At 66.3% G+C, this 25,457-nt stretch carries 24 protein-coding genes and 1 pseudogene; 19 read left to right on the forward strand and 6 right to left on the reverse strand.

Annotated features, from left to right (window positions below):
• Positions 1-50 precede the first annotated feature (50 nt).
• Positions 51-3,098, reverse strand: coding sequence for an AfsR/SARP family transcriptional regulator (locus JOF56_RS36635; protein ID WP_209644012.1), 3,048 nt, complete (start codon positions 3,096-3,098; stop codon positions 51-53).
• Positions 3,099-3,239: 141 nt separating this feature from the next.
• On the opposite strand from JOF56_RS36635, the gene JOF56_RS36640 reads away from it, so the two are divergent.
• The 10 genes from JOF56_RS36640 to JOF56_RS36685 are packed head-to-tail and all read left to right on the forward strand — an operon-like array spanning position 3,240 to position 13,657.
• Positions 3,240-4,679 carry an aspartate aminotransferase family protein gene (locus JOF56_RS36640; protein WP_209644013.1) on the forward strand — a complete coding sequence of 480 codons (1,440 nt, stop codon included), beginning with the start codon at positions 3,240-3,242 and terminating at the stop codon, positions 4,677-4,679.
• Positions 4,661-5,701 carry an NAD-dependent epimerase/dehydratase family protein gene (locus JOF56_RS36645; protein ID WP_209644014.1) on the forward strand — a complete coding sequence of 347 codons (1,041 nt, stop codon included), beginning with the start codon at positions 4,661-4,663 and terminating at the stop codon, positions 5,699-5,701. The genes JOF56_RS36640 and JOF56_RS36645 overlap by 19 nt, the downstream gene beginning before the upstream one ends.
• Positions 5,702-5,720: 19 nt before the next feature.
• Positions 5,721-6,647, forward strand: a complete 927-nt coding sequence (locus JOF56_RS36650; RefSeq protein ID WP_209644015.1) for a UbiA prenyltransferase family protein — start codon at positions 5,721-5,723, stop codon at positions 6,645-6,647.
• A 33-nt stretch (positions 6,648-6,680) separates the two neighbouring features.
• A complete protein-coding gene (locus JOF56_RS36655; RefSeq protein ID WP_209644016.1) occupies positions 6,681-7,682 on the forward strand; it encodes a glycosyltransferase family 2 protein in 1,002 nt (333 codons plus the stop codon).
• Between the two features lie 3 nt (positions 7,683-7,685).
• Positions 7,686-8,693, forward strand: a complete 1,008-nt coding sequence (locus tag JOF56_RS36660; RefSeq protein WP_209644017.1) for a glycosyltransferase family 2 protein — start codon at positions 7,686-7,688, stop codon at positions 8,691-8,693.
• Complete coding sequence (locus JOF56_RS36665) at positions 8,690-9,652, forward strand: lysylphosphatidylglycerol synthase domain-containing protein (RefSeq protein WP_209644018.1); 963 nt, start codon at positions 8,690-8,692, stop codon at positions 9,650-9,652. The genes JOF56_RS36660 and JOF56_RS36665 overlap by 4 nt, the downstream gene beginning before the upstream one ends.
• Positions 9,649-10,947, forward strand: coding sequence for an endonuclease/exonuclease/phosphatase family protein (locus tag JOF56_RS36670; protein ID WP_209644019.1), 1,299 nt, complete (start codon positions 9,649-9,651; stop codon positions 10,945-10,947). Before JOF56_RS36665 ends, JOF56_RS36670 begins: the two co-directional genes overlap by 4 nt.
• Positions 10,948-10,960: 13 nt before the next feature.
• Positions 10,961-11,974, forward strand: a complete 1,014-nt coding sequence (locus JOF56_RS36675; RefSeq protein WP_209644020.1) for a glycosyltransferase family 2 protein — start codon at positions 10,961-10,963, stop codon at positions 11,972-11,974.
• Positions 11,971-13,029, forward strand: a complete 1,059-nt coding sequence (locus JOF56_RS36680) for an endonuclease/exonuclease/phosphatase family protein (RefSeq protein WP_209644021.1) — start codon at positions 11,971-11,973, stop codon at positions 13,027-13,029. The genes JOF56_RS36675 and JOF56_RS36680 overlap by 4 nt, the downstream gene beginning before the upstream one ends.
• Entirely contained in the window at positions 13,001-13,657 is a 657-nt protein-coding gene (locus JOF56_RS36685) for a class I SAM-dependent methyltransferase (RefSeq protein ID WP_209644022.1), read from the forward strand. The genes JOF56_RS36680 and JOF56_RS36685 overlap by 29 nt, the downstream gene beginning before the upstream one ends.
• A 2-nt stretch (positions 13,658-13,659) precedes the next feature.
• On the opposite strand, the gene JOF56_RS36690 is transcribed toward JOF56_RS36685, so the two are convergent.
• The 3 genes from JOF56_RS36690 to JOF56_RS36700 form a co-directional block, all read right to left on the reverse strand.
• A complete protein-coding gene (locus tag JOF56_RS36690; protein ID WP_209648690.1) occupies positions 13,660-14,550 on the reverse strand; it encodes an RNA polymerase sigma-70 factor in 891 nt (296 codons plus the stop codon).
• A complete protein-coding gene (locus tag JOF56_RS36695; RefSeq protein WP_209644023.1) occupies positions 14,547-15,704 on the reverse strand; it encodes an NAD(P)/FAD-dependent oxidoreductase in 1,158 nt (385 codons plus the stop codon). Before JOF56_RS36695 ends, JOF56_RS36690 begins: the two co-directional genes overlap by 4 nt.
• Positions 15,705-15,790: 86 nt before the next feature.
• A complete protein-coding gene (locus JOF56_RS36700) occupies positions 15,791-16,501 on the reverse strand; it encodes a TetR/AcrR family transcriptional regulator (RefSeq protein WP_209644024.1) in 711 nt (236 codons plus the stop codon).
• A gap of 52 nt (positions 16,502-16,553) precedes the next feature.
• Between JOF56_RS36700 and JOF56_RS36705 the strand changes: the two genes are divergently transcribed.
• The 9 genes from JOF56_RS36705 to JOF56_RS36745 all read left to right on the forward strand — a co-directional run bounded on the left by JOF56_RS36705 (position 16,554) and on the right by JOF56_RS36745 (position 24,928).
• Positions 16,554-17,972 (forward strand): MFS transporter, encoded by a 1,419-nt coding sequence (locus tag JOF56_RS36705; protein ID WP_307855419.1) that lies wholly within the window; start codon positions 16,554-16,556, stop codon positions 17,970-17,972.
• Between the two features lie 251 nt (positions 17,973-18,223).
• A complete protein-coding gene (locus JOF56_RS36710; RefSeq protein ID WP_209644025.1) occupies positions 18,224-18,940 on the forward strand; it encodes a DUF4142 domain-containing protein in 717 nt (238 codons plus the stop codon).
• 186 nt (positions 18,941-19,126) lie between these two features.
• Positions 19,127-19,498: an ArsR/SmtB family transcription factor gene (locus JOF56_RS36715; RefSeq protein ID WP_209644026.1), complete on the forward strand. Its 372-nt coding sequence runs from the start codon at positions 19,127-19,129 to the stop codon at positions 19,496-19,498.
• A gap of 156 nt (positions 19,499-19,654) precedes the next feature.
• The gene (locus JOF56_RS36720) at positions 19,655-20,023 is read left to right on the forward strand and encodes a hypothetical protein (protein ID WP_209644027.1); all 369 of its coding nucleotides are present in this window, start codon (positions 19,655-19,657) and stop codon (positions 20,021-20,023) included.
• 550 nt (positions 20,024-20,573) lie between these two features.
• Complete coding sequence (locus JOF56_RS36725) at positions 20,574-21,266, forward strand: G1 family glutamic endopeptidase (protein WP_209644028.1); 693 nt, start codon at positions 20,574-20,576, stop codon at positions 21,264-21,266.
• Entirely contained in the window at positions 21,263-21,667 is a 405-nt protein-coding gene (locus JOF56_RS36730) for an effector-associated constant component EACC1 (RefSeq protein WP_209644029.1), read from the forward strand. The genes JOF56_RS36725 and JOF56_RS36730 overlap by 4 nt, the downstream gene beginning before the upstream one ends.
• Before the next feature lie 2 nt (positions 21,668-21,669).
• Positions 21,670-23,181, forward strand: a complete 1,512-nt coding sequence (locus JOF56_RS36735; RefSeq protein WP_209644030.1) for a caspase family protein — start codon at positions 21,670-21,672, stop codon at positions 23,179-23,181.
• Between the two features lie 222 nt (positions 23,182-23,403).
• Entirely contained in the window at positions 23,404-23,730 is a 327-nt protein-coding gene (locus JOF56_RS36740) for an antibiotic biosynthesis monooxygenase family protein (RefSeq protein ID WP_209644031.1), read from the forward strand.
• A gap of 100 nt (positions 23,731-23,830) precedes the next feature.
• Positions 23,831-24,928, forward strand: coding sequence for a DUF4037 domain-containing protein (locus JOF56_RS36745; protein WP_245378524.1), 1,098 nt, complete (start codon positions 23,831-23,833; stop codon positions 24,926-24,928).
• On the opposite strand, the gene JOF56_RS58500 is transcribed toward JOF56_RS36745, so the two are convergent.
• The gene (locus JOF56_RS58500; protein ID WP_245378525.1) at positions 24,917-25,162 is read right to left on the reverse strand and encodes a serine hydrolase domain-containing protein; all 246 of its coding nucleotides are present in this window, start codon (positions 25,160-25,162) and stop codon (positions 24,917-24,919) included. The genes JOF56_RS36745 and JOF56_RS58500 overlap by 12 nt on opposite strands.
• Positions 25,163-25,232: 70 nt before the next feature.
• Positions 25,233-25,388 (reverse strand): annotated as a pseudogene (locus JOF56_RS60845) (twin-arginine translocation signal domain-containing protein); the annotation flags it as partial.
• Between the last annotated feature and the right edge of the window lie 69 nt (positions 25,389-25,457).

Here is a 25,457-nt window from a genome sequence, read left to right on the forward strand (position 1 = left end):
GTCAGGTCTGCTGGCCGCGGCGACACGGTCGTTTTCGATGACAAGGGCTGTCACTTGAGTGGGTCCGGTTCGTCGGTGGAGATCTGGGCCAGGTGTGCGCGGATGTCGGCGGCGCTGAGGTCTTCGGCTTCGGGGAGGCCGAGTTCGGTCAGGATGTCCAGGGCGCGTTGCCAGTGTGCGCGTGCCGGTCCCTGTTGGCCGAGAACCTGGTGGGTGCGGGCCAGGCCGTGCAGGGCGCGTGCCTGGTCGGAGGATTGGCCTAGGTCGCGGGCGATTTCGAGGGCGGCCTGGTGGTAGGTGATCGCACGGTCGGGGTGACCGGTGGCGCGGTACAGGTGGCCGAGGCCGTAGAGGGCCTCGAACTCGGAGTTCCGGTCGCCGACCTCCAGGGCGATGGTCAGGATCTGGAGGTAGTAGTCCGTGGCCGGTTCGTACATTTCCTGGAAGAGATGCACGTAGGCAAGGCCGATCAGGGCGCAGAGCTCACCGAGCCGGTTTCCGGTGGCGCGTGCGATGTCCAGTGCCTGTTTGTGGCAGGTGGCGGCCTCGCCGCGTCTGCCGCGCAACCAGTTGGCGTGACCGAGGCCCCACAGCGCGTTGAGCTCGCCCTCCCGGTTTCCGGTGGCCCGCGCGATCTTCAGGGCCTGTCCGAAGTGGTCGGCCGAGACGTCGTGCCGTCCCATGGGCCGGTTGACGTGTCCGAGGCCCCGCAAAGCGTTGAGCTGACCGGTGCGGTCTCCGATGCCGCGGGCGATTTCCAGTGCACGTCCGAAATGCTCTTCGGCGGCGGCGCCTTGGGACCACGCCTGGTGGACGCTGCCGAGGCCGGTTCGCGCGGAGAGCTCACCGGCGCGGTTTCCAGCAGCCTCCGCGATTTCCAGCGCACGCTCGAACCGGGTCATGGCCTTGCGGTACTGCCGTCGCGCGATGTGGACGTCACCGAGTCCGCACAATGCGGTCAGTTCCCCGTCCAGGTTTCCGGTTGCGCGAGCGGCGCGCAGGGCGTCGTGATGCAAGGCGTGTGCCTGACGGTAATGGGCCCGGGCGTGCAGATGGCGGCGCAGCGTTGCCGACAGGTGCATGGCATGGCGGGGCCGGCCATGTGCGGCGACGGCAAGCAGGTTGGTCAATTCGGTGTCCAGCCATGCGGCCGCCTGTGTTCTGTCTGCAAAGGACGGAATGTCAGTCCGTTGCCCAAGGCTTGGACGGTTCGCGGAGTCGTAAGGGTAGAGCATGTCCATCACGACCGAGGCTGTGGCAGCGTAGTAGCCGAACAACCGGATCAAGGCAGCCTGTCGTTCACTCTCAGTGTCTACAGTGGAGGAAACAGCGGCGGCGTGGGCGCGGAGCAGGTCGTGGAACCGGTATCGCCGCGCGACCGGTTCCTGGACCAGGTGGGCGTCGACCAGGCTGTCGAGCAGGTTCCCGGTGTACCGCAGGGACTTTCCGGTGAGGGCGGCCGCCGCGTGCAAGTCGAGGTCGGGTCCGGGGTGCAGGCCCAGCAGTCCGTACATGCGCCGTGCCTCGCTGGACAGGTGGCGGTACGAGAGGTCGATCGTGGCGGGGACGCTGAGCCCGCCGACGGTCAGCTCGGCCAGCCGGTGCCGCCGGTCGCGCAGCCGATCGGCCAGATGTGCGGCGGGCCAGTTCGACCTGGCGCGCAGGCGGGCCGCGGCGACCCGGATCGCCAGGGGCAAGTGGCCGCACAGCTCAACGATTTCGGCGATCTGGTGGAGAGGCGTGTCGGCCAGGCGCCGGGCACCCGCGGTGCGGATGAACAGGTCGAGGGCCTCGCGCGCCGGCAGGACGTTGAGTGATATCGGCTGGGCGTCGGTGAGTCCGGGCAGCCGGGTGCGGCTGGTGATCAGGACCATGCAGCTCGCGGTGCCGGGCAGCAGGGGAAGAACCTGCGCCTCGGTGGCCGCGTTGTCGAGCAGGATCAGCATGCGCTTGCCCGCCAGGCGGGTCCGGAACAGCGCGGCGCGTGCGTCCAGGTCGTGCGGCAGTTGCTCACCGAGGACGCCGAGGCAGCGCAACATCCGGTCCAGCGCGTCGGCCGGGCGGACCGGCGACACGTTCTTGGTGAAGCCGTGCAGGTCGACGAAAAGCTGGCCGTCGGTGAACCGGTCGGCCAGCCGGTGCGCGGCGTGGACGGCGAGCGCGGTCTTCCCGATCCCGGCCATTCCGTCGATCGAGCTGATCACCAGGGCCGGGGGCCGGTCGGCCGCGAGCTTGAGCAGCCGGGCCAGTTCGGTGTCCCGGCCGGTGAAACTGGCGATGTCCGCCGGAAGCTGGCGGGGAACCGCCGGTGGCGCGGATCTTTCGGCGACTCGTGCGGGTGCACCGATGTCGGCGTGGCCGGTCAGGATCTGCACGTGTAATCGCTGCAGCGGCGGACTTGGCTCGATTCCCAGCTCCCGCACCAAGTGCTGACGCAGGTCCCGGTACGCCCGCAACGCGTCCGCCCGGCGGCCGGACCGGTGCAGGGCAAGCATCCACTGCGCCCATAATCGTTCCCGCATGGGCTCGGCGGCCGTCAGCGACCCGAGCTCGGCCAGCAGGTCCTCGTGGTGGCCGAGGGCCAGCTGCGTGTCGATCCACGCCTCCTCCGCGGCGATCCTGCGCTCCTCAAGCCGGATCAGCTCCACCCGTGTCCCGGCGTCCAACGCGACGTCCTCGAACGGGCGGCCGCGCCACAGGCCCAACGCGCGCCGTAACCGTTCGGCCGCGAGAGCGGGGTGACCGTCAGCGAGCGCCTGCTGCCCTTGGGACACAAAGTCTTCAAATGCCAGCAGGTCAAGGTCGGTTGGGGCGCAACACATCTGGTAACCACCGGGCACGGTGGCCAGTCGCGGGAGCTCGGAATGGCCGGCGAGGCCGAGTACGCGCCGTAACGCCGAGACATACGTGCGCAGCGCGACCGGCGCGGTGCGCGGCGATCCACGCGGCCACAAGGCGTCGACCAGCCGCGCAACGTCAACGGGCCGGTTCACGTTCACCAGCAGCACGGCCAACAGGGTGCGTTGCTTGGCAGCCCCGAGCCGGCTCAGCCCATCGCCTGTGCGGACCTCAAGCGTGCCAAGGACCCGAAATCGCATGACCCCGTCCCGCGCTTCGCCGGATCTGCGGAACGTATTGGCCGTATCACAGCCATGTCAAGCCATGCCGTTACCGATGTTTGACGGCCGCACCCAATTGTCAGCCACGACACCCGACCCGCGGACCCAGGGAGGGTTACCTTGCCCGAGCTCATCAGTCTCGACGAATGTGATCGACTCAGCACCCGGCGCGTGCACCAGCTGTATCGCAAACACGTCAGCCGCAGCCAGGTCACGCTCATGACGTCCTTCGGTTTCGGCCGGGAGCTGGCCGACCGCGCCGAAGGTGCCTGGATCTGGACCCGGGACGGCCGGCGGATCCTGGACTTCACCGGTGGTGTCGGCGTTCTCAACCACGGCCACAACCATCCCCGCATCCTGGCCGCGCGCAAGCGATTCCAGGACGCACAGCGGATGGAGGTGCACAAGACCTACTTCTCGCCTTACGTGGCCGCGCTCAGCCACAATCTCGCCCAGCTGCTGCCGGCCGATCTGACCATGTCGTTCTTTCCCAACTCCGGTGCGGAGGCGGTGGAGGGCGCGGTCAAGCTGGCCTACAAGTACCACGGCGGACGGCGCAACCGGATCGTCCGTGCGGACATCGGGTTTCACGGCAAGCTGCTCGGTTCGGGCAGCCTGACCGGAACCCACGAAAGGTTTCGGTTCCCCGAGATCCCCGGTGTGATCGCCGTTCCGTACGGCGACCTCGACGCCATCCGGGCCGCCACGGCGTCGGCCCGGACCGCTGACGGGGGCTGCGATGTGTACGCGATCATCGTGGAGCCCTTCAGCGCGTCGACGATGGCCTGCTGCACCGAGGAGTTCCTGCGTGGGCTGCGGAAACTGTGCACCGAGCAGAACATCATGCTGATCTTCGACGAGATCTACACCGGCTGGGGCCGTACCGGCAGCCTGTTCTACTTCATGCGTTATCCCGGACTGGTCCCGGACATCCTCACCACCTCGAAGTCCTTCGGCGGTGGCAAGTCCTCCATCTCGGCGTACATCGCCCGGGAGCCGGTTTTCCGCAAGGCCTACGACAACCTCGCCGATTCGTTGCTGCAGAGCACAAGCACGACCTACTACGGGTTCGGCGAGGAGACCGCCACCGCGATCGAGGCGGTGAACGTCGCTGTCGAGGACGACTATCCCCTGCGGGCACGGGACATCGAACGGATACTCGCGCCGGGCCTGCGCCGCATCCGGAAGGAGCACAGCGGCACCGTGGCCGATGTCCGCGGCGCGGGCGCGCTGTACGGCATCTTCCTTGACGGCGGGCCGAGAATCCTCGACCTCGCTGCCCGGCTCGCGCCCGGCGGCCTGGCCCGTGATCCGCACTTCCGGATCAAGCTCATCACGTGCTCGGTGGTCGACGCGCTCTACCGCGATCACGGCATCTACACCTACTACACGTTGAACGGCGACAACCCGCTCGTCGCTGCGCCACCACTGGTCGTGACGCAGCAGGACGTGGAGTACTTCCTCGACAGCCTCGACGCGACCCTGTCCAAGGGCCTGCCGCGGCTGCTGACCCGATTCGTGCGAGAGAAGGTGACACCGCAATGGCCGAGCGGATCGTAGTGACCGGCAGTGCCGGGATGCTGGGCGGTACCCTGACCCGGTACCTCGCGCGGGACGGACATGACGTGGTGGGGGTGGACTTACGCCTGCCGTCCACTCAGGACGCAGGGGTGACGGACCGGATCGCCGACATCCGCGACACCGCGCAGATGAGGACACTGCTGGCCGACGCGGACGCGGTCGTGCACTGCGCCTCGGCATTGCCCAGCTATCCGGCCGATCAGATCCACGACGTGATCGTGGAGGGCACTCGCAGTGTGCTGACAGCCGGCCAGCAGGCGGGGGTCGCGCGGTTCGTGCACATCTCGTCGACCTCGGTGTACGGGCTGCCGGAGCTGGTGCCCACCCCGGAGGAGCATCCGCGGGAGCCGGTCGATGTGTACGGCCGGGCGAAGACAGCAGCCGAAGAGGTGGCGGAGCGGTTCCGGTCAGAGGGAATGTGCGTGTCGGTCCTGCGGCCCAAGACCTTCCTCGGTCCCGGCCGGATGGGCCTGTTCGCGATGCTGTTCGAGTGGGCGCAGGAGGGCCGCAACTTCCCTGTGCTGGGCAGTGGCGACGTACGCATCCAGATGCTCGCGATCGAGGATCTCATCGACGCGGTGGCCTCGGTGCTCAAGGCCCCGCCAGACGTGGCCGCCGACACCTACAACATCGCCGCCGCCGAGTTCGGCACACTGCGGACCGACTTCCAGGCAGTACTGGACATGGCCGGTCATGGCAAGCGGGTGGTGTCGATCCCGGCCCGGCCGGCGCTGGTGGTGTTACGACTGCTGGAGCGGGCCCGGCTGTCCCCTGTGTACGGACGGCTGCAACGCAAGCTGCTGGCCGACTCGTACGTCAGCATCGACAAGGCGCAGGAGCGGCTGGCCTTCTTTCCCCGGATGTCCAACAGGGACGCGATCCTGCAGACCTTCGAGTGGTGGCAGGAGACCCGGCAGGCCGGATCGTCCGGTGACAACGGCAGAACCAGCCGGGACGCCTGGCGGCAGGGCGCGTTGTCCGTTGCGAAGATCCTGTTCTGACTCGGCTGCGAGTATCGTCATGCTTCTCAGTGACTTCACTGAATCCGCTGTAAGGCACCGCCGGGGCCGGTTGGCCGACCTGCTCACCCTGCTCCGGCCGCTGCACTCGATGAAGAGCCTGCTGCTGGTGCCGATCGCGTTCGTGGACGCGTCCGGCTGGACGCTCCGGGAGCTCGCCGAGGTGGGCTGGGCGGCCGCCGTGTTCACTGTTGCCGCCGCTTGTGTCTATGTGGCCAACGACATCACCGACCGCGACCGGGACCGGCACCACCCGGCCAAGCGCCTGCGGCCGATCGCCGCCGGCCGGGTGTCGGTCCGGTCCGGTTGGCTGTGCCACGCCGGTCTGCTGGTCCTGCTCGGCCTGCTGATCGGTTTCGCGCCTGGCGGACCGTACTGGCCGGTGCTCGTGTACCTGGCGCTCAACATCGCGTACCGCTATGTCTTCAAACAGATACCGCTGCTCGACGTCGGCGTGATCGCGCTCGGCTTCGTCCTGCGGATCGTGCAGGGGTACGTGGCGATCGGCGCCACGGTCTCCGACTGGCTGCTGGTCACGGTGTTCTCGCTGGCCTTGTTGCTGTTGTTCGGCAAGCGGCGGTATGAATTGCTGACGGCCGGGCCGGAGCACCGGCCGACGTTGCGGGGTTACTCGGTAGAGCTGACCAACCAGTTGCTACCGCTGACCAGCGTGCTGGCCATGGTCGCCGGGCTGGCCTACCTCGCCACTGATGCGCCTTTTGGTCCCTACCGGCACATGGCGGTGCTGGTGTCCGCCCCGTTCGCGCTCTTCGTTCTGTTCCGCTACCTGCAGGTGCTGCTCGTGGACGGTGGTGGCGGTGATCCGGTACGGACGCTGCTGCGTGATCGCGTCATCGTCGTCCTGTGCCTGCTGTGGGCCGGCGCGCTCGCGGTGGCGCTGGTGCTCGCCCGTCATCCCGTGCTGTGAAATTGGAGAACCCGTGAGATGAACGGTTCCACCATGACCGTGTCGGTCATCGTTCCGTGTTACAACGCGGAGAAGACCCTGCGGGCGTGCCTTGAGTCGGCGTTCGCCCAGAGCTACCGCCCGCTTGAGGTGCTCGTCGTCGATGACGGGAGCACGGACAGCTCGCGGGCGATCGCCGGGGAGTTTCCGTGCACGTTGGTCGAGCAGCCGGACAACGGCGGGGTCTCCTCGGCACGCAACGCCGGTGTGGCCGCCAGCCGTGGCGAGATCTTGTTCTTCCTCGACTCGGATGTCGCACTCGCTCCCGACGCTGTCGGCAACGCGGTGCGGCTGCTCGGCCAGGACCCCGCCTGCGGCTGCGTCTACGGTGTCTACGCCAAGGAACCGCTGATCGACGACGGTTCTGTCGAGATCTACCGGACGCTGCAACTGCACCACGCACTCACCCGGTCTGTCGGCCTGACCAAGTCCGCGATCTTCGCGCTCGCCGCCATGCCCAGGCGGGTGTTCGACGACGTCGGGCCGTTCGACGAGAACCTGCGCAGCGCGGAGGACGACGACTACAGCGAGCGTCTCCTGCCGCGGTATCGCATCCGGCTCACCGACTGCGTGGTGGGCTGGCACGATGACGCGGACCGGCTGTTGCCGTTGCTCACCGAGCAGTACCAGCGCGCCCAACTGCTCCGGTTCGCGGTCCGGAACCGGTTGCGACGGGGGAGTCTGAAGATAAACCGGATGCCCGGCGTGGTCTGTGCGGCACTTGCCGTCCTGACGCTTCCGCCGGCTGTCACCCGGCCGTCACTGCGTGCGCTGCCGGTGCTGTTCCTCACCCTGTTCGCGGCCACCGATCCGGCGTTGTCGCGGCTTGTCCTGCGGGAGAAGGGATTTGGCTTCCTTGTCTTCTTCACCGGCGTGCACTTCCTGACGCACGTCGCGCTGGTGACCGGAGCCGCGGTGGGCTGGGTACGCGCGGCGGTCGACCCGTCGTTCGGGCCGACGGATCGTAAGCGTTCTCGCGAACTGAAGGGCTGGTGAACCATGAGCGGCGCACCGCTGGTCTCCGTGATCATCCCGAACTACAACTACGCGCATGTGCTCGAACACTGCCTGCGGGCAGTCCAGGCACAGACATACAGTCCACTTGAGATAGTCCTGGTGGACGACGGCAGTACCGACGACTCGGTCCAGGTGGCGCAACGCCTTGGCGTGCCGGTCATCCACACGCCTTCCAACAGCGGAGTGGCGGCGGCACGCAACCTCGGCGCACAGCGCGCGCGAGGGGAGATCCTGTTCTTCCTCGACTCCGACGTCGCGCTGGACCCAGGCGCGATCGCCGCGGCTGTGGCGACGCTGGAGTCCGACCCGGGAATCGGTGCGGTGTGCGGCAACTACGAGCCCGTTCCGTTGATCCGCGACAGCCTGGTCAAGGAGTACCGTAACCTCTTCCACCACTACTACTGGCTTGCCGCTGAAGGATCCGCCGAGTTCCTGGTGCCCGCTTTGTTCGCCATGCCCCGCCGGGTATGGAACGAGGTCGGCCCGTTCAGCGAGCACCTCCTGCAGACCGAGGCGGCCAGCATCGCGCAGCGGCTGACCGAACGCTACGAGATTCGGCTGACCTCCACGATCCGCGGGCGTCACGACGACGATCCGACGCTGCGAGTGGCACTGCGCAAGGTGTTCACGCGTACCCGAATGCAGGTCCCGTTCTTCCTGCAACGCCGGTACGCGGCGGGGGTGATCGGCTCGCAGGAGTCGCGTGCGAGCCTGTTCGCCGCACTGACTCTCACCGCCTTGCCCCTGCCGTTGGTGACTGGCTTGCCTGCCGTCGCAGGGCTGTCCCTCTTGTCGTTGGCCTACTACCTGTTCATCGACCGGCGGATGTACCGGTTCGTGTTCCGCAGCCGGAGTGTGCCGTTCGGGGTCTTCTTCACCGCCACGCATTTCCTGGTCAACCTGACCATCGCGGCGGGAGCCGGAATCGGCATCCTCCAGTGGCTGACATCCCGCTCGTTCCGGCGCCTCTACCTGGAGGCGCCGGCATGACCACGGTGGACGAACGGCCGAACCGCCGGTGGCCACGCAAAGTGCTGCGGGTGACCGCGTACCTGCTGGTGTGCGGGTTTCTCGGCTACCAGCTGTGGCGGGTGCGCGACGGGCTCGGTGAGAGCCTTCGCACGGTGGGCTGGACCACCGCCATTCTCGCCACGCTGCTCGGTGTGGTCGGTGGTGTGCCCAGCTTCTTCGGCTGGCGGATGCTGTCGGCAGGGGTGGGTGTTCGGCTGCCCTTCGTCACCGGAGTACGGATCTTCTTCCTCGCAGGTCTGACCCGCTACCTGCCTGGCGGGGTGTGGCCGACGGTGGCCCACGCGGTCATGGCACGGCCGCTGGGCGCATCACCGGCCCGGATGACCGCGGCTTACCTGGCCAGTCAGGCGCTGGGTGTGGTGTCCGGCATGGCCGTCAGCCTGATCGCCCTGCCTCGGCTCGTCGCCGCCGATCCGATCTGGTGGGTGCTGCTGCCGATCCTCGTCGCGGCGCTCATCCCGTTGGCCGCTCCGGGTTTGCTCAATGCGTTCCTGGGGTTCGCGGCACGGATACTGAGGCGCCGTGACCAGCCTGGTGATCTTGTGTTGCCGGATCGGCGGATCCTGTTCGCGGCGACTGGGCTGAACGCGGTCGGCTGGGTGATCACCGGTTTGCACGTCAGTGTCCTAGCGATCGCGCTGGGCGCGCCGGTGGGTGAGGCGATCACGGTGGGGATCGGCGGTTTCGCGCTGTCGGTTCTCGCCGGGGTGGTCACGGTGGTGATGCCGTCCGGGCTCGGGGTCCGTGAACTCGTTCTCGGGCTCACCCTGGCCGCCCTGGTGACTGATTCGGAGCTCGTCACGCTGGTGGCGTTGAGCCGGGTGCTGCTCACCGTGGGCGATCTCGCGTCGACGGCAGTGGTTCTCGGCGTGTTCGGCCTGACCTCCCGAGTGCCTGCAAAGGAGGCTGCGTCGTGACGACCACGCGAGCGGTGGGTGTACGGCGTTGGACGGGTCGAGCGCTGCTCGGCCTGCTGGTGGTCTGGCTCGTGGCCACGACGGTCAACCAGCTGATCACTGGCGACTTCTGGCTGGCCGGGATACCCAATCCCTTGCCGCCGCTGCTGTTCTTTGCCGGACCGATGGCGCTGCTGACCACAGTCGCGATGCTCGGACTGGCCCGCACGTCGTTGCCCCGGCTGGACCGCGTGCTGCTCAGTCTGTCGATCGCGGTCGTGCTCCTTGTAGTGCTGCACTTACTGTTGAGCGGTCGGACCTGGGTGTGGGTACTGCCCGACCTCATGCCGCCGATCCTTTTCCTGCTCATGCCGGTGGCCCTGCTCGCCGCGCTCGCAGTGGTGGTAATTCGGCGGGTCTCGCTGCGACGGCCGGTCGCCCTGTCTGTAGCGGTGTTAAGCGTGATCGCGCTTGTTCTTGGTGTGGGACAGGCGGGACTGAACATGTCGGCCCTCGTCGGCGGCAGCACGGACGGGCCCGCACCACCCGGTTCGGTGCACGTGGTCACGTGGGACACGCTGGAGTGGACCACTGCGGGCAAGGATCCTGACCGCTTCTACCGGTTCCTGACCGACCGGCACGCGGATGTCTACCTGCTGCAGAACTATCCACACTCCGGGCCGGAGTCCTTCCAGCTGGCCGCCGACAGTGAGCGGCTCAGGCGTGAGTTCCCTGGTTACCAGTTCGCGACCGTCGGCGGCCTGCTCACGATCTCGCGCTTCCCGATCGTGGCGCAGAAACCGATGGAGACCAACCCGGTCCCGCCACCGGGAACGGACAACATCTGGTATCTCAGCTCGTGGAAATACGGGGTGCTGCGGACGGATCTGGACGTTCACGGGCGGATCTTCTCGGTGTACAACGTGTTCTTCTACGACCGGTTCTTCCTGCACGTCATGCCGTTGACCCCGGCGTTCTTCCGTAACATCCGCGGGCTGGACGAGGGCCGGGCCCAGCAGGTGGACCAGTTGCTCGCCGAGGTCGCCACCAATCCCCATCCGCTGCTGGTCTCCGGCAACCTCAACGTCCTGCCCAACACGGGCGACCGGAACCGGCTCGACGTCTTCAAGGACGCCGGCCGCGCTGACCGGTCGCTGTATCCGGCGTCGCTGACCTTCGTCGGTCTGAGCCTGTGGCGGATGGACTGGACTTTCACGTCGCCCACTGTCGGAGTGCATGGCTACGACCTGGTTCCGCCGGACGGTCTGTCCAGCCGTCACCTGCAGGACGTCGTCGTGTCGCTGCCTCGACCCTGAACCGGAGGTAACCGTGCTCGTCAGCGTTATCGTGCCCAACTACAACTATGCGAGGTCGCTGCCGCTCTGCCTGGACGCCATCCGCGCACAGACGTACTCGCCGCTCGAAGTCGTCGTGGTGGACGACGGCAGCACTGACGACTCAGTGCGGATCGCCGAAGCGGCAGGCGTGACCGTGATCAGTAACCCGGGCAACAAAGGCCCGTCTGTCGCCCGCAACAGGGGAGCGGAGTGGGCCAGCGGCGAGATCCTGTTCTTTGTGGACTCGGACGGTGCCCTTGAGCCGGACGCGGTGGCGAACGCGGTCGCCCTGCTCGAAGCCGACCCGGCGCTGGGTGCGGTGTGCGGCATCGAGGACGCGGAGCCGTTGATCCGCGACAGCTGGGTCGAGGAATATCGCGGTCTGCAACGCCATTACTGGTCGATCGCCTCAGAGGGCGACGTCTCCTTCGTGTTCTCCGCGATGTTCGCGATCCGGGCGGAGGTCTTCGCCGAGATCGGGCCGTTCAACCCGCGGCTGAGATGGACCGAGGAGGTCGACTACGGTCACCGGCTCGTCCAGCGGTACCGCATGCGGAGCACATCGGCTGTCGCCGGCCGGTTCGACCACGACGACAAGTTCAGAGTGTTGGCGCGTAAGCTTTTCCATCGAGTTCGGTCCCGTATTCCGGTGTACGCGCGAAAGCGGAAGTTCGCGAACGGCTATGAGACTCCGTCGCGTGCCTACAGCAGCCTGGCCGCGTTGCTCGCGGTCGTGACCCTGCCGCTGGCGCTGCTCGGGCCGGCGTGGTTGGCCGTCCCCGGCGCGCTGCTGGCTACCTCGTTGGCCTGTGACGCGCGAATGTTCCGGTTCGTGCTGTCCCGGCGAGGGGCGCGCTTTGCGGCGTATTTTGTCGGCCTGCACTTCTTGGTGAACCTTGTCATTGCCGGGGGAGTGGTCACGGGTATCGCGCAGTGGCTCGTATCACGGCGGTTTCGCAGGCTCTACGCGGTGGTTCCGCCGGAACCGGTCCAGGCTGGACAATGAGTGCCTGGCATTGGGGCATCGTCGCATGGCTGTTGTTCGTCGTCCTGCATTGGGTGCTCTCCGGCCGGTTCTGGCTCTGGCTGCTGGCTGACCTGATCCCGCCGGTGAGCTACCTGGTCGTACCGTTGCCATTGCTGGCCGCGGCTGCTGTTGTCGCGCCGGCCCAACCGTGGGGCGTTGCCGGAGCATTGGCCGCGCTTGTACTTGGCGTTGGCCACAGTGGACTCAATCTGGGCGCGCTGAGGCCCGCCGATCAATCGCCGGCCGACGCGATCCGTGTGCTGTCGTGGAACACTGAATACTGGTATCGATCCGGCACACCGGAAGGTCTCTACGACTTCCTGCGGGCCCAGCGTGCCGATATCTATGTTTTGCAGGAACGTATCCTCGGCTCGCATGCCGATCCGCAGGAGGCGCCCGACCTGCCCCGGCTGCGCGCCGAGTTTCCCAGGCACAACGTGGTGGCGGGTGGCGAACTTGTCATCCTGTCGCGCTTTCCCGTGCTCGGCACACCCCCGGTCGGCCCGGCGAAGGCACTGTGCGCGCAATCGCCGTGGCGCCAGGTATACGACTTGACGAAGATCCTGCGTGCCGACCTGCAAGTCGGTAAGGCCGTGTTGTCGGTCTACAACGTGCACATACCAGTGCAGTACGCCCCCGGCGACAACGTGCTGAGACCAAGCTTCTACACCCGCCTGCGAGAGCGAAACATGAAGCGGCTCAAGCATTTCCGTGGCCTGGAAGCCGACGTGGCCGCCAACCCGAACGCTGTGCTGGTGAGCGGAGACTTCAACAGCACGGGCGCCATGCGGGACATGCGCAGGCTGTTCAGCCGCCTTTCCTGCGCCAATCAGGTCGCGCGGCACGTCTTTCCATGGTCCTGGTCACGGCTGTGGCAGCTCGACTGGACGCTCACCTCAGCTGTGCGGGTGCACGAGTACCGGCTCGGCGACCCGCACGGCATCTCCGACCACCGGCTGCAGGAACTGCTCATCTCTGTATCCCACCCCAGGAAGGCGTCGACCGATGATCGACCTCGTATCCCGCCCGCTTGAGCTGTTGCCCAGATCAGCGCTCATGCCCACCAGCGAAGTGGACCACCCGGACTGGAACTACCGCCCGCTGCTCGGCCTCGTGCAGAGGCTACGGTTCCGGATCATCCTGAAACTCCTGGCGGACAACCACTTCGGCAGCATGCTGGAGATCGGCTACGGCAGCGGAGTGTTCATGCCCGAGCTGGCCAAACGCTGCGACAACCTGTACGGAATCGACCCGCACCCCAAACACCGGGAGGTAGCCGAAAGCCTGGCCCGCAACGGAATCGACGCCGAACTGACCCAGGCAACCGTCGAATCCCTGCCCTACGAGAGCGACTTCTTCGACTGCGTGGTCACAGTCAGCACCCTGGAGTACGTGCCCAGAATCGACGACGCCTGCCAGGAACTTCGTCGCGTCCTGAAGCCAACCGGCATACTCGCCGTCGTGACCCCGGGCGCCACCCCGATCTGGGACATGGCCCTGCGCCTGACCACCGGCGAAAGCCCGACCCAGTACTCCGACCGCCGCCAGAATCTCCAACCCGCCCTCCGCCGCGAGTTCACAGTCACCCGCGAAGTCCGCGTCCCTGCCTTCGGCACAACCAAACTACGCCTCTACACCGGCCTGTCCCTGCAACCGCGGTGATCTCAGACCTGGCGGACGACCCTGATGGTGACGGCGCCGAGCTTGTCAGGGTTGGCGACGTTGTGGATGGCGGTTATGTGGCCGGTGTGGTCGAGATCGAGGGCGAGCGTGGCGATCACGCGCCCGGCGCCGGCGAACACGATGCCCACGCTGCCGTTGAGCTCGGCCAGTTCGGCGGTCATGTCGGCGATCTCGACCCCTTGGTAGGGCCGGGTGCTGATGGCCGCGAACCAGGTGGCCACCTTGTCCGCGCCGATGACCGGGCGCATGGCCTGGCGCACCTTGCCGCCGCCGTCGGTCCACAGGGTCACGTCCGGGGAGAGCAACTGCATCAGGGTGTTGATGTCACCGCCGGTGGCGGCCGCGAAGAACCGCTCGGTGACCTCACGCTGCCGGGCGCGGTCGGCGTGGAACCGTGGCCGCCGTGCCTGTACGTGTTCACGCGCCCGGTGCGCGGCCTGACGTACCGAACTCTCGGAGCGCTCGACGGCTTCGGCGATTTCACCGTGGCTGAAGCCGAACGCCTCCTTCAGGACGAACACCGCTCGCTCGAGCGGGCTCAGTGTTTCCAGCACCACGAGCATCGCCATCGACACCGAGTCTGCCAAGTCCACAGTGGCCGGGTCCTCGGCGGCGTTGGTGAGGATCGGCTCGGGCAGCCACGGGCCGACGTAGGTCTCCCGTCTGGCCTGGGCCGAACGCAGCCGGTCCAGCGCCACGTTCGACACGATCCGCACCAGGTACGCCTTGGGATCGGCCACTTCGGACCGATCGGCCGCGGACCACTTCATCCAGGCGTCCTGCACCGCGTCCTCGGCATCGGCTGCCGTGCCGAGGATGCGGTAGGCCACCGAGAACAGCAGATTGCGGTGCTCGCCGAAAGCCGCGGTCATCGGGTGAACCGGCCGCCGCGCGGCCAGATCGAACCGAAGCCGGGCGACTTCTTCAGCCTGCGGTACGTAGGCCACGGAGAGGAGGTCACCGTCTCCTTGTACCAGACCGCCCGGCGACCGGTGAGCGACAACGCCCTGGGGCTGGTATCCGGCTTGGTGAACTGCACCACTGCGTCGTGCCGGCCCAGGCTGACCGGGACGTGGTAGTAGCCGAACCGGAACGGCTTGGGTTGTTTGCCTTGCAGTTCCCGCGCGATCGACACCGCAGCGTGCACACCGGTGGGCATGCCGCTCTGACAGGTGCCATGCATGAAGCCGTAGGCCTGGCGGATCAAGGCCGCGTCGCCGACGGCGTAGACCTCCGGGTGCGACACCGATCGCAACGTGGCATCGGTGATGATGCGGCCGTGCTCGTCGACGTCCAGACCGGCGGCGGCCGCGAGTGGCGATACACGTACCCCGCTGGTCCACAGCACAACGTCGGCCGCAACGCTTTCCCCGCCGACAAGTTCGACAGTGTCCGGCAGCACCTTGCCGATCTCGACGCCACTGCGCACCTGAACTCCGAGCCGCTCCAGCGAGGCGTGCATGTATGCCTTGGCCTTCGGTCCCATCGCGGCACCGGGTTCCTGCCTGCCGAGCAGCAAGACCTCCAGCTCCGGGTGCTGTTCGGCGATCTCGGCCGCCGCCTCCACGCCGGTCAGCCCGCTGCCGCAGACGGCCACCGTGCCGGTGCCCATTCCGGTCAGTCGTCGCGCCAGCAGTTCGGCGTCATCACTGCTGTTGAGGGTGTAGGCGTGGTCATCGACGCCGGGGACCGAAGTCGTGTCAGCCACCCCGCCCAGCGCGTAGACCAGCGTGTCGTATTCCAGCACCCGCTCGTCGTCGATACGGACAGTGCGTGCGGCGGCATCGATGCCGGTGACCCAGCCACACACGACCTCCACCCCGGTGCCCGCCAACAGTTCCGGGACGCGCAGATCGGCAACCTGCTGCCCGGAAGCGGTCTGGTGCAACCGAAGCCGCTCGGTGAACCGCTCGGTCGCGTTGACGAGAGTGATCCGCACGTCCTCACGACGCTTGGTGCGCGCCGCCGTGATCACCGCCGTCATCAAACCCGCATATCCCGCACCGAGAATCACGATCCTGCTCATCGCCGTTGTCCCTTCTCGCATCCGATGACAACCACGAGACGGCGGGGCAGAGGATCAACGTGACATCGCGTGACCGGCGTCACATGTCAGGGGGTGAGGTTGTTCATGATCAGGGTCAGCGTGAAGTCGAATCGGTCGTGTCCGGTACCGGCGGTCAGTTCGGCCGCGTGGCGCCGGGTGTGGGGGAACTGGTCGGCGGGCAGGGCGCTGAACCGGGTGATGAGTTCCTCGCGGCTGAGGACCCAGCTGTGGTCCTGGGTTTGTTGTCTCTGCTGGACGACTGAGCGTTCCAGGGCGTAGGCGCCGACGTAGAGGGTGAGTGCGTCGCGAGCCCAGGCGGCAGTCTGCGATGGGATGCCCGCGGCGAGCAGGATTGCCAGGATTCCTTCGCTGACGCGCAGGGTTTCGAGGTGGGTGGGGACCATGGCCAGTGCGGCGCGGGAGACACCGGGGTATTTCAGGTACTGGTCGCGGATCTGGCTGTACACGTCGATGATCTGCGACCGCCAGGTGGCCGGGTCGGGTTCGGGCAGTTCGATCCCGGCGCAGAGCCGGCCGATGATCAGGTCGTCGATGTCGTGCTTGTTGACGATGTGCGCGTAGAGGGAGGACGGCCCGGTGCCGAGTACGGCTGTGACCCGGCGGATGGTCAGTGCGTCGTAGCCCTCGGTCTCGATGACCTGCAGTGCGGCGTCGGTGATCCGTTCGACCGTGATGGGCGTCTTGCGCGGCGCAGCCGGGGGTGAGTCGGGCTGGGCGTGACGGGCCGCGCGGCGCTGCTTGGGGTCGGTGGGCATGTCGGTCACTATAGCTTGACACGAACTTAGTTCGTCTTCTAGAACTTAGTTCGTGACTACTGAACTAAGTTCGTTGATTCCGCTCCGCAAGGCCTGGCTGGTCCTGGTGGTCGTGGTGATCGCCGAGCTCATGGACCTCATCGACACCAGCGTCGCCAACCTCGCCGGTCCCTCGATCCGCGCTGACCTCGGCGGCGGCCCGATGACTCTGCAATGGGTGCTGTCGGCCTACACCGCGGCTTTCGCGCTGGGCCTGATCGCTTCCGGCAGGCTCGGTGACCTGCTCGGCCGCCGCCGGCTGTTCCTGCTCGGTCTGGCCGGTTTCACGCTCGCGTCACTGGCCTGCGGCCTCGCGCCCAGCCCCGGTTTCCTGATCGCCGCCCGCCTGTTGCAAGGCCTCTTCGGGTCGGTGATGATCCCGCAGGGGATGGCCCTGGTGAAGATCGTCTTCCCGCCCGAGCACCTGCGCAAGGCCCTGATGCCGTTCGGTCCGATCATGGGGCTGGCCACGGTGGCCGGGCCGATCCTTGCCGGCTGGCTGTTGCACCTGGACCTCTTCGGCAGCCAGTGGCGCTCGATCTTCCTGATCAACATCCCGTTCGGCATCCTCGCCGCCGCACTCGGCTGGTGGGTCCTGCCGCGGCACAGCGGCGAGGACCGCAACGCCCGCCTGGACCTGCGCGGCGTAGCCCTGCTCACCGCAGGCTCGGCGCTGCTGATCGTGCCGCTCATCCAGGGACGCGACCTGGGCTGGCCCGCGTGGACCTACGCGATGATCGCCGCCGCGCTGGTGGCCTTCGGCCTGTTCGTCGTGTCCGAACGCCGCAGCAGCAACCCAGTCATCACCCCGTCACTGTTCGGCAAACGCAGCTTCGTGGTCGGATTGCTGATCGTCGGCGGGTTCTACGCCTCGCTCAGCGGGTTCGTCCTGGTCATCAACCTGCTGCTGCAATCAGGCCTGGGCTGGACTCCGCTGCACACCGGCTTCGCGCTGATCCCCTGGGCACTGGGCACCGCAATCGCCACCCTGGCCTCAGGTGCAGTGCTCGCCGAGAAACTCGGACGCGCCAACCTGCACCTCGGCCTGGCCATCACCGTCGTCGGCCTGCTCGCACTCTGGTGGTCAACCGCGCACTGGGGCGACGCCATCACCATATGGACACTGACACCGGCGCTACTCGTGACCGGAATCGGCTCCGGCCTGTTGTTCATCCCCCTGTTCGACTTCATCCTCGGCGACGCCACCGCCGAAGAAGTCGGTACCGGCGCCGGCATGCTCAACGCGGCCCAGCAGTTCGCCAACGCCATCGGCGTCGCCGCACTCGGCACCATGTTCTTCGCCCACATCGGACAGTCCCAGTCGTCCGTGGCCGCCGCCGGCCTGGTGTTCGCCATCTGCGCCGCCGTCTGCGTCCTGGCTCTGCTACTGGTCAGGCTCCTGCCCGAACATTCCCAGCAAGCCGCTCACTGACACCGCGCCCCGCGCGCCGGTCTGACGCTGGGAATGACTTCGACATCTGTGATGTATGGAAACTTGCAAGTGTTAATGTGCTGACTTCTTTGAACCATGGACGACTGGACGGCGTATCTCACATAGGAGGGCCGACGACGTGCCCTCGATGCGGCCGCGGCGTGCCGAGGATGGCTTCAGTACGCCCTTTTCCAGCAACGTCGCTCGGGTAGTCGATCTCCGCGTGGATGCTCGGAGACAGGAAGGACACCGTGAAACGACTCCTCGTACCGTTCGTGCTCACGCTGTTCCTGGTGTCGTTCCCGGCAGGGGCGAGGGCGGCTCAGTCGAACTCGCGGTTGTCGGCTCGGGACGCGGATCTGCTGGTCAAGGTCCGGCTGGCCAATCTGTGGGAGATGCCTGCCGGTCAGATGGCCGGTGAGCGGTCGGCGAGCGTCAAGGTCCAAGAGGCCGGCCGCACCATGATGAACGACCACACCCTGTTGAACGTCGAGGTCGAGCGCTTGGCGGGCCTGTACGGCCTGCAACTGCCCTCGGCGCCCAATGACATGCAGAAGAGCTGGCTCACCGAGATGGCCCAGGCATCCGGGGCGCAGTTCGACTCCGTGTTCGCGATGCGGTTGCGCGCCGCGCATGGACTGATCTTTCCTGTGGTCGCCAACGCACGGGTGACCACCACGGACCCGGAGATCCGCAAGTTCGCGACCACGGCCAACACCATCGTGATGAAACACATGACCCTCCTGGAGAACACCGGAGTGGTCGATTTCGCTGCCCTGTACGCCCCGACGCCGCTGATGGTGATGTCCGATTCGGACGGTCGCGACATAGTGGTGGCGGTGGCAATGGCACCGTTGGTGGCGGTGGCTGCCGTCTTCGTGCTGTGGCTCGCTGCGGGCCGTAACCGGCGCCGTCCTGGGAGCGGGCGACCTCAGTGGTCCGCCACGGCTGCCGGTCAGGGATCATGAGGTCGTCGATGTCGTAGCGCGGGTTGTTCGTGGCCTGCCTCAACGCGCCAATCCCTTACAGACTTGCTAAGGTCAGCAATTGTTGAACTTTACGGTCAGGGATGGTGTCGTCGCTCAGGCGCGGGCCAGGGAGGATCCTCGCATGAGCACGGCGGAAACGTATGGCGTGGGTGGGGAGGGGTGCCAGTGAGCAGGCCCCTTTATCAGCTGAAGGCGGAGTTCTTCAAGACGCTGGGGCATCCCGCGCGGATTCGGGTCCTGGAGTTGTTGAGTGAGCGGGAGCACGCGGTCGCGGAGATGCTGCCCGAGGTCGGCATCGAGTCGGCCAACCTGTCGCAGCAGTTGGCGGTGCTGCGCCGGGCGGGGCTGGTGACCACTCGCAAAGAGGGCTCGAACGTCTACTACTCGCTGGCCAGCCCGTTGTTCGCGGAGTTGCTGGCGGTCGCCCGCCGGATCCTGACCGGGGTGTTGTCCGGGCAGATGGAACTGCTGGCCGACCTCAGTACATCGGCGGCGGTGTCCGCGACGACGTCGGAAGGTGACTCACCGGCCGGTTGAGCCGCTGATCGTCCTGCGCTTTCTCGTACCAAGGGCTCCGGCCTGTGGCAGGGCATGCCTTTGTGCGGTCTATCACTTGCGAAGTTCTTTAACTGCGTAGATGATGTACTCCGTTGTTGAGCGAGTGCCGTAACGACCACAAGGAGACAGCCCGGGATGAACATCGAGACGGCACTGAAAGAGGCCCTGTCCATTCCCGGTGCGGTGGGTGCCGCCCTGGTCGACATCGAAAGCGGGATGTCGCTCGGCACCCTGGGCGGCGACTGGCTGGACCTGGATGTCGCCGCGGCCGGCAACACCGAGGTGGTGCGGTCGAAACTGCGCGTGATGTCCGCCCTCGGGCTCAACGACGGCATCGAGGACATCCTGATCACCCTGCACCGTCAGTACCACCTGATCCGGCTGCTGCAGTCCGCCAAGGGCGCCTCGACGCTGTTTCTCTACGTGATCCTGGAACGGGAGCGGGCGAACCTCGCGCTGGCCCGGCACCACCTCAAGCGCGTCGAAGCCGACCTGATGGTGTGAGCCGGTCGCAGACCACGACGCCGCCGGTGATGTCCTTCGTGACATTCCGAAATGGACACTTCGATGATCGGCGAATCCGTGCGTACCAACACGTTTCGGCATGCGATCGGGCCGGATGTCGCAGAAATGCAGTATCTGGTCCGGACGCTCCTGGTATGCACTGATGACGCACAGAGTGCGAGATGCTGGTTTGGACGCGCTCTGTTCGCCGAAGGAGGCGCCGGATCGTGTTCGGAATTCTCACAGTCGTCGCGTTGGCGGTTATTCCTGTCTTTGTCGGTGCCGCGGTGTTGTTCGCAAAAAGGGCCCATCTTACTGGAGCAGTTCTGCTCGCGTTCGTGACCGCTCTGGTGGTGCCGGCTCCTGCCGCAATGGCGGTCGAGCCCATGGCGCCGGGGACACGCGGCCCTGGCATCTGGGCGGGATATGTCAAAGAGTGGCGCGGCGCGAGCCCGTACATCGGGTACTACTCTGTGCATGCCGAATGGCTCGTGCCCAAGGTGCGGTGCACACCCCGGTCCGATGTCACCGAATCGCAGTACCGGGGGGCATGTGGGTCGGTCTTGGCGGGTGGTACGGCAACAATCCCTTCGCGCAGACGGGGATCGGCATCTACTGCCGCGTCAACCTCAACGACGGGACGGCGGAGGCGGTATACAACGCGTGGCGTGAATACATCAGCGGTGTTTTCGGAACCATGAAACCTCCGGAAGAGCACCCGCTGGACTGGCCCAAGGACCAGTTCCCGGTGCGGCCCGGTGACAAGATCATTGCCGACGTCGTGTACGAGAACGGGCAGTCCATGGTGAGACTGGACAATGTGGACAGCGGCACCGGCAGGCCTCGATGGCAGAAACCCGCGGAGGATCGCAGGCAGATACCGAGGGTCGTTTCCACAAAGCTCGGGCCGGTTGCGATACCGACGAACGGCGTTTCGGTCGAGGTGATCGTGGAGGCCGGTCGCCCAGCCCCGGTCTTCGACCACGTCGTGTTCCGCAACCCGCGCGCCAGAATGTCCTGGTACCTCCCAGGCTATGGATATGTCCCGAGCCAGTCGTTCCCGCTGTCGTTCCACAGTCCCGGCCCATACGGTTCATCGGAGAAGTCGACGAGCCAAGCGCATTACCCGACGGTGTTCAACGCCGACAACGAATTCGCCGTCTTCCAGACGTTCAGCAAGTACAACCCGTTCCCGCCGGTGTCGTATCCCGGCGACATCAACGGAGTCAGGCCGGCCGGATGACAACCACAGATGCTGTACCGGTCCTGGTCCGTATCGCGAGCGGGCCGGAGGACAGCAGGCAGGCCACGGCCGACCTGGTGATGGCGCTGACGGAAGACCTCACTCAGGCAGGGATCAGGACACGAGCCTCATCTGCGGTGCCACCGCCGCTGGGCAAGTCGCCGCCGTCGGCCCTGTTCGAGACACTCCTCGTCTACGGCATAGCGTCACCCGCTGCGGCAGCGGCGTTCACCAAGGTGGTGATCGCGTTCCTGCACCGGCAACGGGACCGGAAGATCGTCATCGAGCACGATGACGACCGGATCGAAGTGCATGGCGCCTCAGCGGCCGATCAACGTGCGGCGATCGAGGCATGGTGCACACGACAGGCGGACCGGCACACCACGACCGATGCGGACTGACGATGGGCAGACATGCCCTGCTGATCGCGACCGGCAGCTACGAAGATCCACTGCTGGGGCGGCTGCGCTCGCCGGCTCAGGACGTCAAACGCCTCGCCGCGGTGCTGCGCGACCCGGCTCTCGGCGCCTTCGACGAGGTCACGATCTGCGTTGACCAGCCAGAGCATCGGCTGCGGGTCGCCGTCGAGGATGTGCTCTGCGACCGGTCTCGCGAGGACCTGGTGGTGGTGTACCTGTCCTGTCACGGAATCCGGGACAGGAGAGGACGGCTGTACTTCGCGGCCATCGACACGCGGCTGGACCGCTTGGCGGCCACCGCATTGGCCTCGACCTTCCTCGACGAGCAGATGTCCGCTTCGACCGCAGGCGGGCGTGTACTCATTCTGGACTGCTGTTTCAGCGGCAGTTTCGCCCACGGCCTCGCCGTGAAATCGTCGGCGGTCAGCCCACTTGTAGGCAGCATCGGCCGGGGGTATTTCGGACTCACCGCCACTGATGCTTTTGAGTACGCCTTCGAGGGAACAACACCGCGCGGACTCCTGCCCCGGCCGTCGGTGTGCACCGAAGTGATCGTCACCGGTCTGGAGACCGGGCAGGCCGACCGGGACGGCGATGGCTGGGTGTCGGCCTACGATCTCTACGACTACGTCTATGACGTGGTGAAACAAACTGCGCCGCAGACACCGACCTACTTCGCGAGCCATGTGGAGGGACGGCTACTGCTCAGCCGCGTCCCCCAGGCGGCACAGCCGCTGGGTGACCGAAAACCGGACATCCCGATTGCCAGACAGGTGACGCACCGGCCGAGCATTCTCCGACGGGCACGCCGCCACGCACGAGCGATCATCGCAGTGGTCATCATGCTCGTCGCCGTCGCAGCCGTTCTCGTGGCTGACAGGATGAAGCAACAAACCCTGTCGGAGAGCTACGCCCTGGTGACCAGTGCTCGCCCTCTTGTCGACGACAGCCTGCGAGACAACCACTCTGACAATCGCTGGGGCGAGGGATCTGGCACGTACGGCGACTGCACGTTCGCCGACGGTGCCTATCACGCGCGGCCGCGGCAATTACTAGGGCAGTACCATGTCTGCTGTCGAAGCGATATCAGGCGCGACGACTTCGCTGTGCAGGTCGACGTGAGAATCGCGGCCGGAGACGAAGGCGGACTGGCCTTTCGCTGGAACAACAGCATCGGGTACTTCTTCCACGTGACGAGCACAGGGAACTACCACTTCTTCGCCACGGACCGTACTGGCAAGAACAGCATCCGGATCAGCGGCAGCAGCTCTCCTCATCCCGCGATCAAAAGAGGCACGGACCAGGTCAACGTCCTCGCGGTGCTGGCACAGGGTTCGATCATCCACCTCTTCGTCAATGGCGAGCATCTGGACACTGTCGACAATTCGACGTATCCCGAGGGAGGTATCTCGCTCTGTGCGCAGAACTTCTCCAATGGGACCGACGTCGGCTTGACCGATGTCGCCTTCAACAACCTGAAAGTGTGGCGCGCCTAGCGATCTCTGGTCGCCCGGGTGGACGAGCCGGGGCCGGAGGCGATAGTCTGCGCCGGTCGAAAAGGATCTGGGCCGGCACAGGTAAGTCCGGCCCCCTCAGCACGAGGCTCCGTTCGTCGCCCCGGCGGCGGACCCGCGACAAGTTCTCGGCGAGCAGCCGAGGCTTGACGCTGCCTGTCTGTTGAGTCTCGGCTTCTCGTCTCGTCATGCAGAGGAGAAGCGATGCCTGTCATTCGTACCGGCTCAGCGGTGACTCAGATCAACGTCTTCACCGTCGAACCGGACCGCCAGCAGCCTTTGATCGACTACCTGGCCCGCGCGGCCCGGGTCGCCAGCGAGGTACCTGGCTGGATGTCGGCCAGTATCCACCGCAGCCTGGACGGCACCCGCGTGGTCAACTACGCGCAGAGCGAGGATCACGATGCCGCACGGCGGGTGATCCAGCACCTGAAGGCCCAGGGGATGCTGGAGGGCAACAAGGCGTTCGGGCAGGCCCATCCAGGTCTGTACGAGGTTTCGTTCACCCTTGATCGGGACGACATCCACTAGCCGGATCCTGGTCAGGCGCAACCCGGTTGCGCCTGACCAAGGTGTGACCTCAGGCGATAACCAGTCGCGACTTCGTGCCACCCGCGACAGTATGACCGCCATGGACCAGACCTTCATCCCGGGAATGGAGTTGTCGCGCCGCTTCTACTACGAGGCGGTACTGCCCGTTGTGCAGGCGCATCTCGGGGACATGCCGCACACCGCCGCCCGGATCGGCACCGGCTCGGAAGTCCTCGGCTTCGACACCGCTCGCTCCGCTGATCACGAATGGGGCCCGCGCCTGCAACTGTTCCTGCACCCGCACGACGCCCGCCAGCACGCCCACAACCTTGTCGCCGTGCTCAGTGACGAGCTGCCGAAGAGCTTCCTCGGCTACCCGACGAACTTCGTCGCAACCGGCAATGAGCACGTCCGCAGCATGGAATTCACGACCGGGCCGGTCTTCCACCGCGTCGACGTCACGAGCCTTGATGTCTGGTTCACCGGCAACGTGGGTTTCGATCCGCGTTCAGGGATCACCACCCTCGACTGGCTGGCCACCCCGGTCCAGACGCTGGCCGAAGTCACGGCGGGTGCGGTATTCCACGATGGACTGGGCGAACTCGCCGCGGCCCGATCCCGGCTCGCCTGGTACCCCGACCAGGTATGGCGGTATGTCCTGGCCTGCCAATGGCAACGTGTGTCCCAGGAAGAAGCATTCGTCGGACGCTGCGGTGAGGTCGGCGACGAACTCGGCTCGGCCATCGTCGCCGCGCGCCTCGTCCGTGACCTCATGCGTCTGTGCCTGCTCATGCACCGCCGCTACCCGCCTTACAGCAAATGGCTCGGCAGCGCCTTTGCCCGACTCGCCTGCGCGGACACGATCACCCCGGCTTTCACGGCGGCACTCGCCGCAACAACATGGCACGACAGGGAAACCCACCTCGCAACGGCCTACTCGACCGTTGCCCGGCTGCACAACCAACTCGGACTGACCGAACCGGTCGACCCCAGCACCCGGCCGTACCACGACAGGCCATTCCAAGTCCTGCACGCCGAACGCTTCAGTCAGGCACTCATCGCCACGATCACCGATCCCGGCCTCCGCGCGCTGCCACTCACCGGAGCCATCGACCAGTTCGCCGACAACACCGACCTCCTCGACCAACGCGCACACACCCGCGCCACGACCGCAGCGTTGACAGCACTAGACACCTGATCCGCCAGCCGTGATCAGGCGGCGGCTGAGTTCGACCATGGGGTTGATGGTGGTGTCGTAGTTGCTGAGGACAACGGAAACCCAGCCCAGGCCAGGATAGATGTCCAGCCGGGGCGCTGCGCCGGGGCCGCTGCCCGAGTGCCCGAGGACGCGCTGGTTGTTGACGATGGCATCGAGGTGCCCGTAGCCGTAGAACTGGGTCTGGCTGGGTGGTTGCGACGGGGGCAGGGCCACCTTTCCGCTGGTGCTCCTCGCGAGCGTGGCATGGATCGTCCACTATGGACCCCGTTTCAGCGGCTGACACGGCGGGTGTGCCCGCGGCAACCCAGGCTCCGGCCAGAGCGGTGGCGCCCAGCATTCTCCGTCGTGTGATCACGCATCCTCCAAAATGTTCGGCAGGATACGGGTTGTACGCGAGCCGCCCGATCGACGGCCGATCGTCGAACCATATCCCGCGCATATGTCCGAGCGTTGACCGATCGGCCGCAATGGTGCAAACATGGCAACCCTTGCATCATTCCGATCAGAG

Source organism: Kibdelosporangium banguiense, assembly GCF_017876405.1.
GTDB lineage: Bacteria > Actinomycetota > Actinomycetes > Mycobacteriales > Pseudonocardiaceae > Kibdelosporangium > Kibdelosporangium banguiense.